13 protein-coding genes and 1 pseudogene are annotated in these 18,462 nt (G+C 56.3%); 7 read left to right on the top strand and 7 right to left on the bottom strand.

Annotated features, from left to right (window positions below):
- Positions 1-26: 26 nt before the first annotated feature.
- From Q7F16_RS04760 to Q7F16_RS04740, 5 genes and pseudogenes are all read right to left on the bottom strand, one after another.
- Positions 27-1,508: a restriction endonuclease subunit S gene (locus Q7F16_RS04760; protein ID WP_409555988.1), complete on the bottom strand. Its 1,482-nt coding sequence runs from the start codon at positions 1,506-1,508 to the stop codon at positions 27-29.
- Entirely contained in the window at positions 1,505-3,043 is a 1,539-nt protein-coding gene (locus Q7F16_RS04755; protein WP_409555989.1) for a class I SAM-dependent DNA methyltransferase, read from the bottom strand. Before Q7F16_RS04755 ends, Q7F16_RS04760 begins: the two co-directional genes overlap by 4 nt.
- Positions 3,044-3,229: 186 nt before the next feature.
- Positions 3,230-6,703: a type I restriction-modification system endonuclease gene (gene hsdR / locus Q7F16_RS04750; RefSeq protein WP_409555990.1), complete on the bottom strand. Its 3,474-nt coding sequence runs from the start codon at positions 6,701-6,703 to the stop codon at positions 3,230-3,232.
- 257 nt (positions 6,704-6,960) lie between these two features.
- Positions 6,961-7,641: a hypothetical protein gene (locus Q7F16_RS04745; RefSeq protein WP_409555991.1), complete on the bottom strand. Its 681-nt coding sequence runs from the start codon at positions 7,639-7,641 to the stop codon at positions 6,961-6,963.
- A gap of 13 nt (positions 7,642-7,654) precedes the next feature.
- Positions 7,655-7,916, bottom strand: a pseudogene (locus Q7F16_RS04740) (hypothetical protein); the annotation flags it as partial.
- A 364-nt stretch (positions 7,917-8,280) separates the two neighbouring features.
- Here Q7F16_RS04740 and Q7F16_RS04735 point away from each other — a divergent pair.
- The 7 genes from Q7F16_RS04735 (at position 8,281) to Q7F16_RS04705 (ending at position 16,686) form a co-directional block, all read left to right on the top strand.
- Positions 8,281-8,955 (top strand): hypothetical protein, encoded by a 675-nt coding sequence (locus tag Q7F16_RS04735; protein ID WP_186618619.1) that lies wholly within the window; start codon positions 8,281-8,283, stop codon positions 8,953-8,955.
- 919 nt (positions 8,956-9,874) lie between these two features.
- Complete coding sequence (locus Q7F16_RS04730; protein WP_186618618.1) at positions 9,875-10,819, top strand: ATP-binding protein; 945 nt, start codon at positions 9,875-9,877, stop codon at positions 10,817-10,819.
- A gap of 137 nt (positions 10,820-10,956) precedes the next feature.
- The gene (locus Q7F16_RS04725; protein ID WP_409555992.1) at positions 10,957-12,111 is read left to right on the top strand and encodes a hypothetical protein; all 1,155 of its coding nucleotides are present in this window, start codon (positions 10,957-10,959) and stop codon (positions 12,109-12,111) included.
- Complete coding sequence (locus tag Q7F16_RS04720; RefSeq protein ID WP_409555993.1) at positions 12,108-14,348, top strand: hypothetical protein; 2,241 nt, start codon at positions 12,108-12,110, stop codon at positions 14,346-14,348. The genes Q7F16_RS04725 and Q7F16_RS04720 overlap by 4 nt, the downstream gene beginning before the upstream one ends.
- A gap of 12 nt (positions 14,349-14,360) precedes the next feature.
- Entirely contained in the window at positions 14,361-15,005 is a 645-nt protein-coding gene (locus Q7F16_RS04715; RefSeq protein WP_236378509.1) for an OmpA/MotB family protein, read from the top strand.
- Between the two features lie 44 nt (positions 15,006-15,049).
- Positions 15,050-15,790 (top strand): DUF3944 domain-containing protein, encoded by a 741-nt coding sequence (locus Q7F16_RS04710; RefSeq protein ID WP_409555994.1) that lies wholly within the window; start codon positions 15,050-15,052, stop codon positions 15,788-15,790.
- Positions 15,790-16,686 carry a hypothetical protein gene (locus tag Q7F16_RS04705; RefSeq protein ID WP_409555995.1) on the top strand — a complete coding sequence of 299 codons (897 nt, stop codon included), beginning with the start codon at positions 15,790-15,792 and terminating at the stop codon, positions 16,684-16,686. The genes Q7F16_RS04710 and Q7F16_RS04705 overlap by 1 nt, the downstream gene beginning before the upstream one ends.
- A gap of 413 nt (positions 16,687-17,099) precedes the next feature.
- On the opposite strand, the gene Q7F16_RS04700 is transcribed toward Q7F16_RS04705, so the two are convergent.
- Together Q7F16_RS04700 and Q7F16_RS04695 are read right to left on the bottom strand one after the other, a co-directional pair.
- Positions 17,100-18,152: an ADP-ribosylglycohydrolase family protein gene (locus tag Q7F16_RS04700; protein WP_409555996.1), complete on the bottom strand. Its 1,053-nt coding sequence runs from the start codon at positions 18,150-18,152 to the stop codon at positions 17,100-17,102.
- Between the two features lie 9 nt (positions 18,153-18,161).
- The gene (locus Q7F16_RS04695) at positions 18,162-18,419 is read right to left on the bottom strand and encodes a hypothetical protein (protein WP_409555997.1); all 258 of its coding nucleotides are present in this window, start codon (positions 18,417-18,419) and stop codon (positions 18,162-18,164) included.
- Positions 18,420-18,462 lie beyond the last annotated feature (43 nt).

The following is an 18,462-nucleotide window of genomic DNA, read 5'->3' as shown; positions in this document are numbered from 1 at the left end:
GCCATATTATTGCTTACTTACTCGGCTCAGGCCGAAGCCTTGCGTCCGCGCTTGGCCTTGAGGGCGGCGCGTTGGGTTTGGATGCGCTCCAGCAGCACGCTGGCCGGTTCGTCGTTGGGGTCTTGCGGCACCAGTTCGCCACGGAAGGCTTTCGCCAGAATGCTTTGGGTCAGGTGACCTATACGGCTTTTGGCCGAGGCGACTGTTGTTTCCAGTTGGTCGGCGAAGGCGAAGAGTTGTTCAATGCGGCGGACAATTTCATCTTGCTCCGTGTTTGATGGCACTGGTATAGGGCATTTGGCGAAATCGATAATCGACAGATGCTGAATGGCCATTCCCTGTGCTTTGTCCCTCACGAAGCGTTGTGTGAAATCGCTGTTCGATAACAGTTCAAGGTAACGCTTGTTCATCGTTGTGGATCGTAGCCAGCAGACAGCAACGCTCTGATTGATGCAGAAATCTTCCTCAGTTTTTACAAGAGCTGCGCGCCCAATGCTTCCATCCTTAGTGATTAGTAAGTCGCCTTTGATGGGCTTGTCTTTGTCTGAGAGAGCCTCGAAGGCCTCTGTCGTTGTCAACCCGCAGTCTATAAGTTCAAGTTCAAAACGTTGAACGTCTTTGGCCGTCAGAAGTTTTTTACCCGACTCGGACTTAGGCATAGGCCGAGTGAACCCGTAAGTAATCCACTCGGAAATTTTTCCCCAAGTAGTGAAACACCAGCTTTCAGGTATTTCGAAGAGGTAACTCTCGTCAATGTCAGACTGTACAGAGGACTTTTTCTTTTTGAGTTCAGGCTGCTCATTCAGTAGCGCTAATTTTGCTAGCCTGTCATTTTTAATTACATCTTCACCAGTCCCTGTTGACTGATTTTGCTTTCGCCACTCCTCCGTTAACCGCCCGGAAACCGCTGCGGCAAGGACGGATTGGCGGAAGCGTTTGAAAAGGGTGGGGATAGCGTCGATTCGGGCTTTGAGGGTGTCAACTTGAGCCAGCAGTTCATCGAGTTTTTGAGCGATGCGGATTTGTTCGTCTGCTGGCGCCAAGGGGAACGGGAAAGCTCCGAGCTTTTCCGAGTCGATGCTTTGAACGGTCGTTCCATCTTTGGAACATGCCGAAAGAATTTCCCCCCCAAAACTCTTGAGCATGTAAAACGCGAACTCAGGGTTTATGCCCTCAATGGGGCGGAGAACCTTGATGTCCTGATTAACGGTCAACTCGACACCAGCCAGGGCAACTGGGAAGGTGTGCTGAAGAATACCGCTGCGGGTCACCATCAAGACTGCGCCGGCCGGATAAAGTGTCATTCCGGCCGCGCCGACGGCCATTTGAGAAATCCGGTCTTCGGCATCTACCAGCAAATCTCTCTTCATGTCCTTGGGCGACACCCACGGTACATCGGGGCTAGACCAGAATTCAGCGTTGGCTTTTGAAGGGGTCTTGCCCCCCGAAACACCGCCGATATCCAGCAAAGTAAAGCTCGTCCAGCCTGTCGGCAACCCGCCACTCATTCTCCAGCTCCCACTTCCAGCCCCATTACCTCGGCCATTAGTTGCTTCTGCACCGCCACTTCATCGCCGGCACCTAGCGCCTTCATCAGTTCTTCTAGCTCATGCAGAGCTTCGGTCAGTTCGGCCATGGCTTCGCCGGCCAGCGTTTCCGGGTCGGGGAGGTCGGAGGCGTCTAGGCTGGACGCATCCTTGAGCCAGCTGATGTCCAGTGAGTCGCCACGCTCGCGGATTTGCTCGCGGGTAAACACGCGGAAGCGGCTGGTTTCTCCGATACCTTCGACATTTTCGGCGCGTGGGCTATTACCGTTGGCATCCTCGCCATAGGCTTTTTCGAAGGGTTTGAGGTGGCTGTTGCCGAATGGAGTGCGCTTGCCGAAGTTGGGCATATTGCTGCGCAGGTCATAGACCCACACGCGCTGGGTACAGCCTTGCTCCTGGCGCGGGTTATCGGTGGTGCCCTTCTGGAAGAACAGCACGTTAGTCTTCACGCCTTGGGCGTAGAAGATGCCGGTGGGCAGACGCAGGATGGTGTGCAGGTTGCACTTATCCATCAAGTCGCGGCGCACGTCGGTGCCGACACCGACTTCGAACAAGACGTTGTCCGGCAGCACCACGGCGGCGCGACCACCAGACTTAAGACCACGGTAGATGTGCTGGAGAAAGGCCAACTGCTTATTGCTGGTCTTATAGGTCAGGTCATCACGGGTAGGGCCGCCACCGCCTTTAGCCGTGCCGAAGGGCGGGTTGGAAAGGATTACGTCGACCTTTGGCAAGTTGGCACCGACCTGGCCAAGGGCGTTGCCTTGGTGGACAACTCCTTCGTTGTCGCCCTCCATACCGTGCAGCAAGGTGTTCATCAGCGCCAGGCGGCGGGTGCCGGGGACCAGTTCCACACCTATGAAAGCCTTGCTGCGCTGGAAGGTGCGCGCCTTATCGTCCAGATAGTAGTAATCGTCGGTTTGGCTCTTGACATAAGCGTCTGCTGCGATCAGAAAGCCAGCGGTGCCAGCTGCCGGGTCTTGAATGGTCTCGCCAGCCAGCGGTTTGATGCAGCGAACGATGCTGTCGATTAGCGGGCGAGGGGTAAAGTACTGGCCCGCTCCGGATTTTGTCTCGTTGGCGTTCTTTTCCAACAGACCTTCATAAAGGTCGCCGAGCCCGTCCTCGCGCGCGCTGAACCAGTCGATTCCGTCCAGGCTCTTTACTAGCTGTTCGAGATGACGCGGCTCCTTGAGGCGCGTCTGGGCATCAGTGTAGATGGCGGCGATTAAGGGATCGCTGTTCTTGCCCAGATCCAGGAGCATTTGGCGGTAGTAGTTGAGCAGCTCCAGACCTGACTTGTTCGACAGGTCTGGCCAGCGGGCACCGGCCGGCAGCTTGTGGTTGAAGTCGTCGTTGTTCTGAACCTGCTCGTATTCCATCTTGATGAACAGCAGCAGGACCAACTCGGTAACGTAGTCGCTGTAATTGATGCCGTCGTCGCGCAGGACGTCGCAGAGGTTCCAGAGTTTCTGGACGATGTCATTATTGATCATTGGATACTCTGAGAAAAGAAGGTATCAGGTCGATCGGGAAAGGCGTGGAAGCCCCATGCGAGTCATCGACCTATGTAAAAATCGAAAGAAAAGGTTTGCAGTGGCCGAAGCTGGCCATCATGTTGCGCGAGAGCCTATGGAGATCTGCCTGACATTGCAAGAGACCATCCCGACGCCCCCGGCTGATCACGCGGCGGCGGACCAGAGGTTATCGCCGAGTGTTTCCAGCACTTGCTCCAGTTGGCCTCCAAGCAGCTTGTCGAGCCTTTTCAATCCGCCGTCATTGGAAAATGCACGGTTCAGTTGCTGCTTATCGACCACAATTTCATGGACCAATTGGGTCGCCAGGCGATCCAGCCATCTGCGCTGAACCTGGTTCCAGGGTTGAAGGGCATAGATTTTCTGCATGGCGTTGGCGACCCTCTGCTCAAAAGGAATCAGCGCTTCACCCAGTGCAGCCTGACGAATGTAGCCGATCACGCTGGCAGCGATTTCCTGATTACTGTTATTGAACCAGGCGCTACGCAGACTGGCTTCACCGAATGCATTCTGATCGAGCAACAGGCGGATCTCGCGGAGTTGTTCACGTGTCAGATCTTTCGGGCGGTTTACCACTACAGACAGGGCCGCGGATTGGTTGATCTGCAGGTGGATGAATTCGCGAAAGCTGTCCAGATAGTCGGAAGGCTTGCCGTAATGACCATAACTTTGTTCACGGACCAACAGCTTATCCGGGTGATGCGAGATCACCGGATAACGATAGGTACCGAGCAACTCGTTCACCGTGGCAAGCTGATTGAGCAACTGGCTGTGCTGACGAACGAAATTTGCTGCTTGCTGGGGGCCCAGCTCATGAAGATGCTGGTGTAGGCTAGCCGGCTCTACTCCCCAGAGTTCATGTAGCTCATCGAGTTTATGCTTGATGTCCGGCCGCGTCTCAGCTCTGTGCTGGGCCTTGCGCAGGATACGCATGATGCGCTGGTTGAGTTGGTCTAGTACGTCATGGGCATGACTCGTCTGCTCATTGTTGCCCGGCGCTTCGTGGCTATGGTCGCTGGTAATTTCATCCAGCAATTGCTCCAACGTGATGCTCGGGTCTTTTACCAGTGGCCGCATCGTATCGACCGATTCCAGGCTGGCGTACAGGTCCACTGGGTCATAGATGCGGAATACGGTCTTGCCTATGTCATCGCAGCGCCGGGTCGCGCGGCCTTTCATTTGCTCATAGAGGATGCGAGAACGCACGCGACGCATGAACACCAGGTTGCAGATCGAGGGCACATCAATACCGGTGGTCAATAGGTCGACGGTAATCGCGATATTGGGATATTTCTCGTTCTTAAAATGGCGAATACGACTTTCAACATGGTCGCTCTGGCCTGTGATGACCTGTACCGCAGCCTGGTTGTAGCTCTCCTCGTAGATATCCTTGAAGGCCGAGTCGAGAAGGTTTTTCACCCTTTCCGCGTGAGCCTGACTGACGCAAAAGATCATGGATTTCTCTTCGCCGTTTGGGTCGATATCTCCAGCAAGGGCTTCGCAGATGACCCGGTCGAAGTCAGGTGTAATCACTCGGCGGTTGAATGATTCGATTTGGAAATCCAGCTCATCTTCCAGCTCGGCGACGTCGACTTCGCCAGTTTGCGTGTTGATTACGCTGACCTTATCGCCTCTGTCAAAATGAATGCCGTTTTCGCTTAGCTCGGTTCTGTAGTTGATTGGGGGTTCATGATCGATCAGCCAGTCATCCGCGACCGCTTCGCGGTAACTGTAGGTGAACACCGGTTTTCCGAAGATCTCCGTTGTCTGTATCGCCGGGGTGGCGGTCAGCCCGATGCGACAGGCGTCGAAATAGTCGAGTACGCGACGATATTGCGAAAGGTATTGGCTATGATCCCGAACGGAAAGCTCGCCTTCAGTCATCTCCTGATCAAGGGTATAACCGCGGTGCGCTTCGTCAACGATGATGCAATCGAACTCGCCAACCGGTGGTGGATTATCCGAACGGAAGATACGACTGACCATGGCTTGGACAGTGGCCACCTGGACGCGGGTCTCCGCTTCAGCCGCCATATCGCCGAGCACCTTGACGTCGTAGATTTGCGCGAGGGTCTGATTCTGCTCCAATGGCATATCGTGGAACGAATCGATGGCCTGTTCACCCAGAGCACTGCGGTCTACCAGGAACAGGATGCGCTTGAACCGTGACGATTTCAGGAAGCGATACATTAGGCCGATTATCGTACGGGTCTTGCCAGTCCCGGTGGCCATGGCCAATAGACAATTGCGTTTGTCTTCAGCCAAGGCCTTTTCGACAGCCAGGATGGCTTTCTCCTGGTAGTCTCGCAGCTTCAGGTAGCCAAAACCTTCTGTATGAAGTTTGGCTTCGGCTTTTGCCCGGTCCTGTTTGAGCAGGTCGAGCAGATCGTCTGGCCGGTGGAAGTCTTGCAGGGCACGACGGGTATTGGCGGGGCTGCGAAGGTCTCTGAACCAGGTACCGGATTGCTCAGCAAGCTGCTGGATGTACGGGCGACCATTGCAGGCGAAGGCGAAGGGGATTTGGAAGCGGCCGCCTTCTCCGTCTTCCCATGCGTCGGAACGACCCGCTTCGCTCCAGGCGGTCAGGTGCGCGGTGGGATCGAGCCCTCGAGCGTATCGTTCGGCTTGGGGAATGCGCTCCGCGATGTTGATGCGCTTGCGCTTGGCCTCGACTACAGCAATCGGCATCAGGCCGCGGAACAGAATATAGTCTGCCTTGGAATTCAGGTTGGACATAGGCCACTCGGCAATTGCCTTGTTCTTGCCCTTTTCTGGACGCCCGCCTTTGGTATAGGTGAGATCTAAAGAGTCGGCTTCCCAACCCGCCTCATTGAGCTGCTGGTCGATGAGAATACGGGTAAGGTCTTCATCCAGATCGAACTGTCTGGTCGCTCGTTTGGTTTTCTTGGCGAACTCTTGAGAGACCTTGGCTTGAGAAGCCAGCTCTTTGCGCAAGGTCTCAAGATTCCGTTCATGCTCGGCCCGCAAATCGGCCAGTTGCTTTTCCTGCTCGTCCGCCTTCTGTTTGTAGTTGCGCGACTCGATTTCCATTAGGTGCGCGAGCTCTGCGTGCTCTTCGGCTTCACGCTTGAGCAGATCTGCCAGATGGTGGTTATCTCCCAGTTGATGATCCGATTCGCGCAACTGTGCCTTGAGTTGATCAATCTCCGTTTGCAGCTCGCGCAGCGGCGCGCTGGGATCTGCTGGCGTGATAAATTGACCAGGCTTGAATTTGCTATCGGCTTTACCAACAGCGCGGTGGTACCAGACGCAAAGTTCGCGGGCGACTTTCAAGCCATCGAGCGCCTCCCGGTGGCAAGTGCTGAACTCGTGAGTCGCCTTGTTTCCTTCAATACGCAGCGTATGGAAGAGGCTGACAATATTTCGATCAAGCTGGATTTCACGGCCCAGTTTGTAAAGCAGGTCGGCCTGTGTGGTCTTGACATCAAATTCGATGGCAGCACGGCTGGCAAGGTCCTGCGCTAGGGCTTCTCCCAACTGTCGGAGCTTGATCAGCGTAATGTTGGGATCGCTGCTGAAAGCTTGCTCGGCGCTTGCGGCCAACTTATTGAAAACCGGGTCGTGTTCGGCAAGGAAGAAGAAGTTAGAGCGTTGGGACATTGCGTCATTCCTTAGACTGGTTCTGGCAGCGATCATGTGCACAAGCGCAAACAAATTATTTCAACTTTAACGAAGAATAATGGCACTTGACCAGCACTCACTGCCCCGCGCCTCACGGAGCGCCGGTGTCGATACGCGCCGCATTCCAAATTGGTATCACTTATGGGGCACCCATGGCAGCATCACCGACCTCACAGAAAGCCGGCTTGTCTTACTCTCCACGTATGCACGCGTAGGCGGTTGGAAAATACACAGCGCTAATCGAGCTTCGTGGTCTCAGCCCAATAGTTGGCAGCTTTAATGATTCGCTCGCAGCCAGAAATGGCATTAGGGACCAAATTCTCGTGCTGACTGTCACTCATCGAAATGCTGATCTCGGCATGAGCTTCTCTAACTGCTCCCCACAAGCTCAGATAAGCTTTCGCCAGCTGGTCGCTGGGTAGATCCAATGCACTCAGCTTGTTCAGCTGCTCGTAATAGCCTTCAAGTGATCTCCTTACCTGACCCCAATCAACTGTTTTAGTCAGCGCCCCCAAGCCCTGAACGCAGTCCAACAGGCGTACAGCAAAGTCGTGCATGGATAGGGCGGTATGGCTTATTGAATTTTGAAGAAAAGTCATTTTCTCCTTTGCCTTCTCTACTTCGCGCAGCGCCCTTTCCTCATCACGTCGATCCTTCGCATTTGCTATCCACACCGATGCCAGTATGGCCGCGATAGAACCCACAGCCTGAACCCATGCTGGCGCGTTGGGATTTCCCCAAGGCCAATTGAAGATCCACCAAGCGGCTAGGACGACTAACGGCGATACAAGCAGAGCACTGACAAGGCCGCGTGGGCGGATGGTGAATACTATCTCTTTCGGCATTGCCATCTCCGTGCCATCACAAAAACACGAAGCTTGCCCGGTGAAGTTTGGCGAGTCCATAAGGCGCTTCATGATGGCACTCAGCTCATCCCAACTTCCAGGTTGCATAAAGGCTAAAAATGGCAGTAGTTTGCGTCCAGCCTGGCGCCTCATCGGCATTCAGGACCAGCTGCACAAACCAGGACATGGGCAGCGTCGGTAGCAGGGATCCCCGTGATGTCACCTAGGCTGCCAAGCTCCAGCGCCAGCCCCCCGCCGTTGATGGTACCGATGTAGATCGGCGAAAACGCCTGCTCATGCTTCCTGGCACCCGCCAGGTCCGGCACCGAGCCATACAGCACTCTCGACAGAGGCAAAGCAATTAGCCATCATCGTTGCGGGCAGCTCACATTCACGATGCCATCGCCAAATCCACGACGCACCTAGTCGCACCCGCCCTCACTGATCGATTCCCCTCATCGGGCCCGACGAACGCTTGTATGAGGATGGGCGCAGCAAGCCCAGCGGCGGCGGATTTCAAAGATATCGGAGTTTCGGTATCGAAGGAGTTGCCGATGGGGTGGAGCGGGCGAATCTGGGGTTGTAGACGGCGATGATTGAAGCGTTTGGGGAAACCAGGCGGCCAACATTAACCGCGGTGACCTGCCCTGATTCCCTGCCCCTGTTAAGCATTGAGAACGAACCAACCTACTGCATCGGATGCTGCGCACCATGAATGTGATGAACGTAATGCCCCAACTGTCCCTGTCTCCCTGTGGCCCGGTGAACGAAGCCGGGGAGCAGGTACATTTTCGTCAAGGCGACCTTGACGGCGCCTGCGGCCCTTACAGTCTTCTGATGGCGCTAGTTGCCAACGGCATCATCAGCCGCTTCGAGGCCAGTTACATGGGGCTGAACGACGGCCGCACTCGGCTGGGCAAATTCCATAATCGCCTAGCCGAATTCGGCGGCCTGATCAATAACGGTACCAACGGATGTGACTTGGACTGGCTAGTCGACTGTTTTCGCAACCAGATCAGCCTTGAGAAATTCAGCGGCAACACTCGCTCTATGGTGACCGAGCTGGTGGCAGCAGTAACCAATGGCTACTCCACCATCATCGGAGTCGACTGGCCGGGCGGCGAAGGTCATTGGTTGCTGGTCGTTGGCTATCAAGGTCAGGTGGTAGAAGTAGCGGGTGCCAAGTCCCAGACCAACGTCACCCACCTGCTCTGCCTCGATCCATTCCTCGAAGCCCCTCGGGTGTCACTGTGGAATGCGGTGCTGGAGGTGCAAACTGCGGATGGAACGGTGGTCAATGCCGGGCCGTTTCCGTCCAACCATTGGGGAGGTGTCGAACCGAGCAAGTGCCGGATTACCAATGGATTGGGCATCGGGAAGCGGTAGGGCTTGGCTGGACTTTTCGAGCGGCCGACAAGCGTATTTTCAAAATTATCCGGAGCAAGATTGATGACCACTCCTCGAGTTTCCAATGCACTTTGGGCACAAATTTCCAACCTCAGTGGCCAGCGTTTAGATACACCTGCCAACCGATCGGATTTTGAAGTTCAGGCAGTCAGCCCTACTCACGTGACCATAGCGACACACAGCAGCACTGTCAGTGTTTCGCGGCAGGCATTTGAACAGACGCTGGACTATCTGCTCACTCAGGGACATCAGGGGCATTCCAATCAGGTCGCAATCGGGTCCAATAAAGACCCTTTGCTGGCAAGTCCGCTTTGCCAGGCTGCACGCAGAGAGCCTGGTGGTAGTTCCGGGCCCATGGTGATCACGTATGTGCTACCGATTCTTGAAGCATGTGGATCAGTAGGTATAGGTCGAACCGCCCGCCCCAGTACAGTCTGGTTGTTACCATGAGTCTGTAAGGGAGTGACATTGTATGAAACCCTTTCGGCGAGACGGTCAACATCGAGAACGTTTCGCCAGCCCGCCGAATGGGGTACTACAAAGTGTCAGCTCTTCTAATACCAACCCACAAACGACTAAAACACTCCAAGGAGGGCAAAGTCCTAAGTGAACGGTAAAAAGGTGACCGAAGCGATCGCCGAATGGCGGCTCAGCCCCCGACCTTGCGCAGCCGACCAACGGAAAGTAGCAAATAGCCACTCCTCGTAGTAGGCTCGTGGCCAAATTGACATCATCCCCCAAGCCCGCAGTACAAGGCAGTTACCATGTCAAAGCGAAGGATCCGCTACGCTGGCTTTCGGCCTTACTGTACCTGTTGCCCGAGCACCACTGCTGGTGTCGAGCAGACCGGGCACTATTTGCCGGCGGTTACCCTACCCCGTTCATTTCAGGCTCCCCTATGACCGAGACTCCCCCCTCCAGCGCCCATCGGCGTTTAATGGAGGCGACGCCCCCTGCGCCGAAAACACCATTGCGCGAACCTCGTTTCAACCTCACCCGGGATGTGGTGCTCCCTGCGCGTACCCGACTGCAACTGGACGAGTGCCTCGCACGCCTGCGTTTTCACACCAAGATCTACCAAGACTGGGGATTTGCCGCTGTAGACCCCATGGGCATGACCGCCATCTTGAATTTCTACGGCCCACCCGGCACCGGTAAGACGCTTTGCGCTGAAGCCCTCGCCGGCCAGCTGGGGTTGCCGTTCATGGCCTTGGGTATTGCGGAGCTGGAAAGCAAGTTCATGGGCGATACGGCAAAAAACATTCAAGCCACGTTCGAACAGGCCCGGCAAACCGGCGCGTTGTTGTTCTTCGACGAAGCCGACACGCTACTGGGCAAACGCCTGTCGTCAGTCACCCAGGGGGTGGACAACGAGGTCAATGCCATGCGCTCGACCTTGCTGATCGAGCTGGAGCGCTTCGAGGGCATCGTGGTGTTCGCCACCAACTTCGCCAAGAACTACGACGAAGCCTTTCGCAGCCGGATCGGCTATCACGTCGAATTCTGCCTGCCCGACTTGGGTGCCCGGCAACAGCTCTGGGAGCGCTTCCTGGTCGAGCAGATTCCGCTGGCCGAGCCACGTGAAGCACTGATCGAAAGCGCTAGCCAGCGTTCCGACGGCCTGTCCGGCCGGGAAATACGTACCTGCATGCGCCTGGCCCTGCCCAAGTCGCTTCTTGCCGCCGAGAAGCACGGCCTACTCCCGTGCTTGCACGCCGAACATGTGCACGCCGCCATCGATGAAGTTTTGGCCAGCCACCACCAGGTGTCGACGCCGCCTTCCAATAGAACACACAGCGAGCAGGACGTGGCGCGCGCCAAGAGCCTGCTGGGCCTTCAATAACTCAACAACGAGCAAAGCATATGGGATTCTTTTCAAATGTTTGGGGCGGCATAACCAGTCTTGCCACATCTACAGTCAACATAGCCAAGTCGGCCTGGGAAAAAACCAAAGAGGTTGCCAGCAAAGCGATCGGATGGATGGCGGAAAAAGCTGAAACCTTCGTTGGCACCGTGAAAAGTGTCTGGCAGAAAGTCAAACCCTTCATCGCCAAGGTGGTACAACCGGCACTCAAGGTCGCAGCCAAATGGACGGCAGCGAATCTGCCCACCTTCCCTTGGGTCAGCGCCGCAATCACCGCCTTCGACAAAGCCCTGGAGGCCTTGCTGGCCTGGGACAAGACCGAAATGGCGAAAAAGCTCGACGACGCCATCCACTGGGTCATCCAGCGAGCCAAAGACCTGAACGACATAAACCTCAACGAAGAGGAAATGGCCACTGCCGAGCAGCATGAAGAAACCCTGCGCGCAGCCCGCAGCGAAGTGCGCGGCGATGCCGCCAAGGCCATCGACCTGGCCAGTCTGATTACCAGCTATGCCCAACTCAACACCCGCATCACCCACGTGATGGAGAACAACAATATCGAGGACTTCGAGCATTATCTGCGCCTGCGTGCTGCGCAGAAGTTGCTCAAAGACACCGAGAAACGTCTGATGCAGGCTCAGGACATCCATGCCATCAACGCCGATGACCTGTTCCTGATGGAGATCGGTGCCGAGCTGCTGAAGAAAGTCCCGGCCATCAGCGATGCCGATACTCAGCGCCTCGATGACGTCATTCACGCACGCTTCCAGCAGAAATTAATTCCGTTCGTGTTCGAAGAAATGATCATGGCCTGGGGCTACAATCTGGAAACCATGGAGAAGGAATGGAAAGCCGAGAGCGAAGGCATCGCCAAGGATCAGGTACTGCTGCGCAGGCTGGAAATCGGCCAGCGCCTGGCTGAATTGGATGCCGAAGAAGCCGCCATGCTGGCCGACCTACAGGCTAAAGTCCCTGCCCTCAAGGCCCGGATGGACAGCAAGCGCAAGCGCACCAATGAAATGCGCAGCTATGTATTTGCCGCTGAAGGCTTCCTGCAAATGCTGGAAAAAAATCCCGAAGACTTCGCCGACAAAGAGTATTTGCTCAATGACAGCAGCGCCGCTGGCATGATCATCATCGAGTGTGCTCAGCACGGCAAACAATGGGAGGAGCTCAGCGAATCCGAGCAATTCCTGATTATCGACTTCGCCAACATCTTTGAAGAAGCCAGTCGCGCCCGAGCGGCCAGGCTGGTCGAGGTGGCCGTGTGAAACCCGAAGAAATCATCGGCTTTCTAATACCGGGAAACGACCCCATCCAGCTGATTTTTGGTGGCGTTTTCCTGATCCTGATCGCAGCTACCCTGATCGGTGTATGGCGTGGTGCAACGCCGGCGTCCTGGGAAAAAAAGTGGAACGGTAACGGCCAGATCGACGACCGCGCAGATAACTTGGATGTCGAACATGGCTCAGTCAACGAAATCAGTGCGGCCGTCGCCAGCACCGGCGAAAAACTCGCTGACATTATGCCAGGCATTCTGCTGATTCTAGGTTTGCTCGGCACCTTCCTCGGCCTGGGTATCGCCTTGAACAAGGCCTCAACGATCCTGCTCGAAGCCAACGCTGGTGGTGGTATGGACAGTGCTATGGCCAACCTGATGGGCATGATGGAAGGCCTGGGCACCAAGTTCAAAACTTCGACCTGGGGCATCATGGCTTTCCTGCTGATCAAGGCCTGGTCGGCCCGCAATGGCTATGAAGAACGACGGCTGCGCTGGTGTGTCGGCAAGATGAAAGCCGCCTTCGAGTACAGCCGCCAGGCCCAACAGCAGGAGCGTCAGCAAACCCAACATGCACTGATCGAGGCCTTGGGCAGAATCGACCAGACGCTGATCAGCCAATGGCAAGCCAGTCACGCCTTACTCGACACCCAATGCAAGCTGAATAAGCATGCCGGCGTCACCTTGGTGGCAACCCACAAGGCCGTTCAGGAGCTGCAACAAGCCTTGGTGCCAGAAGTTCGTACCCTAAATGCCAGCCATGTGCAGGCCCGCGATGCACTGCAGGAAACCGTCAGCAACCTGCAGCAACACGGCCTCACTCTGAGCGCGACCCACACTGCCGTTCAGGAATTGCAGCAAGCACTGGTACCCGAGGTGCAGAGCCTCAACACCAGTAATACCCAGGCCCGCGATGCACTGCAGGAAACCGTCAGCAACCTGCAGCAACATGGCCTCACTCTGAGCGCGACCCACATTGCCGTTCAGGAACTGCAGCAAGCACTGGTACCCGAGGTGCAGAGCCTCAACACCAGCAATGCCCAGGCCCGCGATGCACTGAAGGAAACCGTCAGCAACCTGCAGCAACACGGCCTCACTCTGAGCGCGACCCACATTGCCGTTCAGGAATTGCAGCAAGCACTGGTACCCGAGGTGCAGACTCTCAATGCCAGCAATGCCCAGGCCCGCGATGCACTGAAAGAAACCGTCAGCAACCTGCAGCAACACGGCCTCACTCTGGGCGCAACCCACTCCGCCCTTCAAGAGCTGCAGCAAGCTCTGGTACCCGAGGTGCAAGCCCTCAAGAGCAGCAGTGAGCTGGCCCTCGATACGCTGCGCGACTCCGCAAGCGCTCTGCAGCAGAGCAACGAAGGACAGCAGCTACAACTCAAGGCCACCCGCACTGCGCAAAAAAGCCTGGAGCAAGTCGAAGCCAGTCTCAGCAACCTGAGTGCAATCTCCGAAGCTGCCACGCAGATGGCCAGCGCCGCCAGCGATGTTGGGCAGTCCGCTGGTGAGTTGCAGTCGGTCATCAGTGGTTTCAAGGACGGTGTGGCTGATGTGCTGGGCAGCATCAAGCAGGATCTGGGTACTACCATCGACCAGATGGGCAACAGCTTCACAGACAACATGGCCACTATGTCCGCGACCATGGCCAACGCCACCGACGGTATTTCAACGGCCGTCACCGATCTGTCCAGCAGCGTCAGCCAGACGATGGATAAGATGCAAAAGTCCAACGAAGACTCGATGGAGATCCAGAAGAAAGCCCAAATCGAATTCCTGGCGACCAGCCAAAACCTGAACATGAACATAGGAGGCATGACAGGCCTTGTCGAGGACCTGCGCGAACGCATCGTCTCGGGCCTCAAGGCCGTGTCAGAAAGTGGCCGGCGCATGATCGCCGTCGACTCTCAATTCAAGGAAGTAACAGAAAAGGCTGCCCGCAGCGCCGTAGCTATCGAAGAACTGGTCGCCGAACTGCAGAACCTTCAGCACTCCAGCCCCTTGCAACCGGTCATGGACGCCGTCGCCGGCAGGGTAGATATGATCGGGCACAGCTTGCAGCGCCTCGACGAGCACCTGCTAGCGCTAAAGTCTGCAGCCGATGACGAGCGCCAGTTGCAAGCCATTAGCCAATTACAGGGCCCACTGGAGCGGATCGTCGAGCGGCTTGAATACCTCGACACCCGTCTCGAGCAGTTGAGTCTCGATGCCGAAGAGGCGTGAAGGTAGCCCTCCATGAAAGACAAACCAAATGAATGGGTCTCCATCGCCGACCTGATGGCCGGGGTTATGGCCGTGGTCATGCTGCTGTTGGTGATGTCGGTGCTGCAGAAGACCTACTCCGACCTCAAGCACAAACAGGAGATGGAAAAGAGCAGCACCTCACAGCGCGAAAAGGTCGGCGTAATCCTCAGCCAGCTCAAAGCCTCGCTCGAGACCAGTGAGAACGACGGGCTGGTGGTACTGGATGTCAACGCCCAGAAGATGACCCTGCGCGACGGTATTTTCGGCCGCGGCAGCGCCTGCGTGACTGACCAGGCCAAACAGGCATTCGCCAGCATCGAGGCGCGCATCGCCGATTTCCTGGCCACGTTCAGCAACGGCAAAGTGTATGTCGAGGGGCACACCGACAACCTGCCGGTATCGCGCCCAGTCACCAACTTCGAAGCGTTCTGCACGGTATACGACGACAACTTCACACTTTCCGCCGCTCGCGCACGCGAGGCCCGCAAGCTGATCATCGGCGACCTTGATACGGCCAGCGCCAAGCGCGTCGTGGTGGCCGGTTACGGCGACTCCCAGCCTATCCCTGGTATCGCACCAGAGGATGCCCAGCAACGGCGCATCGAAGTGCGTTGGGTGATACAGGAAGATCGCTAGACCGGGTTCGCCATACTTTTCACCACAAATAAAGGATTCCAGTAATGGGTATCACCTACAGACAAGATGACGACCTGGCGTTTCTCCAGTACTGCACGGAGGCAGACATCCGCCAGCTGGCCAAGTACCTGATGCTCGATAACGATGGCGAAAAACGGGTTGCCAGCGAGATCGCTAACGATGAGCAATTCAAAAAACTGGAGGGCCAGCCGGACCAGTGGCGCCAGTGCTGGAAACTGGTGGCCGGTGAACTGCAGCATTTCGGTGGCGACTCGATCGTCAACTTGTTTCGCCGCCAGGGCGTGCGGTACAAGGAAATGCTTTGCGACGTTTGCGACAAGGCGAAAGCCAAGTACAACAGCAAAGCGTCTGCCTATGACATCGAAAACAAACTGATCGAGCGCCTGGTCGAGCAGTCTTGGGACAGCATGTCTGACGCCGAAAAACGCAAGGCCATGGAATCGATGAATATTCCTGGTGCCATTGAATCCATGCCCCTGGCCGCAATCATCAAAGCTATCAGTTCAGGTGGCATAGGGTCCTTTGAATGGTCTGCCTGGCTCGCCAATTCCGCCCGCCAGTACTTCGGCAATGCCTTGGTCATGGGTGCCGGTGGCGCCGCTGCGCTGATTGGCGGACGCGCCGTGGCCGCCTTCGCCGGGCCGGTCGCGGCGATCGCTGTGACCATACCGTTGCTGAGCGGCACCGCCTACCGGGTTACCATTCCAGCGGTCATCCAGATCGCCTACATGCGCCGCAAATACGAAAAAGAGGACCGTTTCTGATGCAAGCCGCCGCCGACCTACTGCAGAAAATCTGGGTTCTCGATGAAGCCGCCTTCTCCAAAAAACTGCTCGACGCCTTGGCTCAGGGTAAAGCTGTGATCCATGACGGCGTGGCCTACTGGAAAGCAGGTAGTGGCGAGAGTGGGATTATTCAACACCTGCCATTCAAGGAAACCATGATCAAGTCCGCCGAAGAAGCGATCAAAGCTGCACAAATGACAACCGTCATGGCCGCAGCCGCTTCCACCTGCGTGATCCTCGGCGCGTTGATCATCCAGACCAAATATCTGGCCGCCAAACTCGACAAGATCCAGAACACCGTCGACGAAATCGCCAAAGACCTGCACGCCCAGAACATTGTCTATTACATGGACAAAGTCACCGACTACATCGGAGGGATAGAAGTTGCTCGCACCCTGCTGAAGGACCGCAGCCTGGCCCATGAGATCAGGGAAGTGGCCTACCCATTACTGGCTACCGCAGCGGCCAAGCGCAATCACGCGCTGTCCTTCATCGACAATATCCTCAACCTGGCGCATAACAGCAATGAACTGACCAACAAGCATTACGAACTGGTGGTGAACTTCGCCCACATGATGCTGGAAATAATGCCCTTGGGAATGCACACCGAATACCTGCTGGCCGCCCGCGTCGGCAAACCACAATTGGCCCAGCAAATCCTGGAAGACGGTGCCGAGCGCTACCAAGGGGCCATGAATCTCTACAAAAACTTCCTAAACGATCAACACCGCAGCCTGATCCGAGGCAGCATCGGCGAAAAGGCCGAAATATTCCATCGCATCGAACACAAAGCCAAACAACTGATCCACTCGGAAGAAAACCGGCTGCTGCTGTCCCTGCCCAATGGTCGTATGGCTGTTCTGAAAGCGGCCTGAGTCCCAGCCAGCCTGATCGCTTGTTACAGCTTGCATGCAAGCGATCAGGCCCGGATATTCAACCGGGATATAAGCTGCCTTCTGAGGGTGCTCAGCTGATCAAACTCAGGGCCTCACAATGCCGTTTACCAAGTCATAGACCAGCGTAAACGCTACGTCCGCTCGCGAGGTGTAATTGCTGCCCTTACTTACAGCCATAAACACCGCCGCAAAAACTCCGCCACCGCTTTCTCCAACCACCCTGCCGCCCGCATCCTCAATTCCTTGCTCCCACACTTCGGGCAGCGCTCAAACCACTCCCCAGGCCGCAGTGCATCGCTCAGGGGCACCACGGTTTGCTTCCAACCACAGTTGTCACATACAAAGGTAAAAGGCCTCGGAGGCATCGGCATCACTGTTCTCCTGAAGTCGTTTCAATAGCCGGGATACGCCCGCTCGATCTGCTCATCAAACTCCCCGCCAACCCCGCAGTACTCACGCGGAACACGGTCAATGTCCTCGGCCATTTGCTCGATCACCTCACGCAGTTCCAACTGGATGAGCCAGCGCGCCGGGATAGCGGCAGCGCCGTATTGCACGCCGAGCAGGTGGCCTGCTATCAGGCCGGTGCTATCGCTGTCGCCGCTGTGGTTTACGGCCGTGATGACGCCGCTTTCCAATGAGTCCGCAAACAACGCACACCATAGACCGATGGCCAGGGCTTCTTCGGCGACCCAGCCGCCACCGAGTTCGCCAATACGTTGTGGAGTGGGCTGGTAGCCTTCGTAAAAGAAGAACAACACGCGCTCTATGAGGCTACGAGTTTCTTCCATACCGGGATTTTGCCCGTAATGGGCCAAGCTCTGAGTGACTGCGTGCTCCAGGCTGTCTTGCCGATCGACAATGCGCTGGAGAATATCGGCGAACAGCCCGGCCGCCAGATAGCCCGTCGGATGTCCATGTGTCAGGCGCCCTGACTGGGCAGCGTAGTCAAAGGCATTAGCAAAGAAAGCACAGGGCGCAACACGCACCAAGGCGCCACAACCTTTGCTATTGTTCACGGCCACAGCGCCCAGCCGCGGACTGGTCTTGAGTGCACCGAGGCACGCAGTGCCAGGGGCGCGGCGAGACCAGAGCGCCAGTTGCTCGATCAGCCACCCATCCCTGCTGACTGGTATCGCCGCAGGGTACTCCTGGGTCATCAGCCAGCGCAGCAATGCATGATGAATAATGCTGGGGACGTGGCAAGCCTTTCGTGAACTGCTGCGCACATAAGCCCGCAGCAAGCCTTCTGCGGTGAAAAGCATCATTTGTGTATCGTCGGTGATCGCACCGGTGACTCCGTAAGCCGGAGTAAAATCGACAATTCCCTGCGGACCGAACTTAGCTGCGATTGCAGACCACTCGAGAAACTCCACTGGGGCGCCCAGCGCATCGCCAATGGCCCCACCCAGCAGACAACCTTTGATCCGCTCAAGTCTGTTCATGTCCTTTCCTTATCCCTCTGCCGGGATCAATTCCTGCAAAATCACCAGCTTTCTTTGCAACTGCTTGACGTGTTCTTTCTCTGCGCGCAGCGCCGAGCGCAGTTCCCGGTTCTCCATCTCCCAAATCCGTGCCCAGCGCACATCCTTTCGACAGGCAATCGCCATTTGCCAGAGCTCACGCACCCTTAGGTACTGCAGCAGAAGTACCAACAGGATTGTCCCCATCATCAACAAGGCCCCTGTCGAAAACGCTTCCGACATATTCATGTCCACTTCCTTTGGTGACTTCGATTCATTTCGAAGACAGACA

Origin of the sequence: Pseudomonas sp. Lb2C2 (genome assembly GCF_052112205.1) — a bacterium.
Classification (GTDB): Bacteria; Pseudomonadota; Gammaproteobacteria; order Pseudomonadales; family Pseudomonadaceae; genus Aquipseudomonas; species Aquipseudomonas kilonensis.
The sequence above is the reverse complement of the archived record's forward strand: the minus strand, read 5'-3'. Positions and strand labels throughout refer to the sequence as shown.

Bases quoted from the DNA above. Each gene is read 5' to 3' on its own strand.
- Q7F16_RS04760 (WP_409555988.1), bottom strand. From the start codon at position 1,508: ATGAGTGGCGGGTTGCCGACAGGCTGGACGAGCTTTACTTTGCTGGAT.
- Q7F16_RS04755 (WP_409555989.1), bottom strand. From the start codon at position 3,043: ATGATCAATAATGACATCGTCCAGAAACTCTGGAACCTCTGCGACGTC.
- hsdR (WP_409555990.1), bottom strand. From the start codon at position 6,703: ATGTCCCAACGCTCTAACTTCTTCTTCCTTGCCGAACACGACCCGGTT.
- Q7F16_RS04745 (WP_409555991.1), bottom strand. From the start codon at position 7,641: ATGAAGCGCCTTATGGACTCGCCAAACTTCACCGGGCAAGCTTCGTGT.
- Q7F16_RS04735 (WP_186618619.1), top strand. From the start codon at position 8,281: ATGAATGTGATGAACGTAATGCCCCAACTGTCCCTGTCTCCCTGTGGC.
- Q7F16_RS04730 (WP_186618618.1), top strand. From the start codon at position 9,875: ATGACCGAGACTCCCCCCTCCAGCGCCCATCGGCGTTTAATGGAGGCG.
- Q7F16_RS04725 (WP_409555992.1), top strand. From the start codon at position 10,957: ATGGCGGAAAAAGCTGAAACCTTCGTTGGCACCGTGAAAAGTGTCTGG.
- Q7F16_RS04715 (WP_236378509.1), top strand. From the start codon at position 14,361: ATGAAAGACAAACCAAATGAATGGGTCTCCATCGCCGACCTGATGGCC.
- Q7F16_RS04710 (WP_409555994.1), top strand. From the start codon at position 15,050: ATGGGTATCACCTACAGACAAGATGACGACCTGGCGTTTCTCCAGTAC.
- Q7F16_RS04705 (WP_409555995.1), top strand. From the start codon at position 15,790: ATGCAAGCCGCCGCCGACCTACTGCAGAAAATCTGGGTTCTCGATGAA.
- Q7F16_RS04700 (WP_409555996.1), bottom strand. From the start codon at position 18,152: ATGAACAGACTTGAGCGGATCAAAGGTTGTCTGCTGGGTGGGGCCATT.
- Q7F16_RS04695 (WP_409555997.1), bottom strand. From the start codon at position 18,419: ATGAATATGTCGGAAGCGTTTTCGACAGGGGCCTTGTTGATGATGGGG.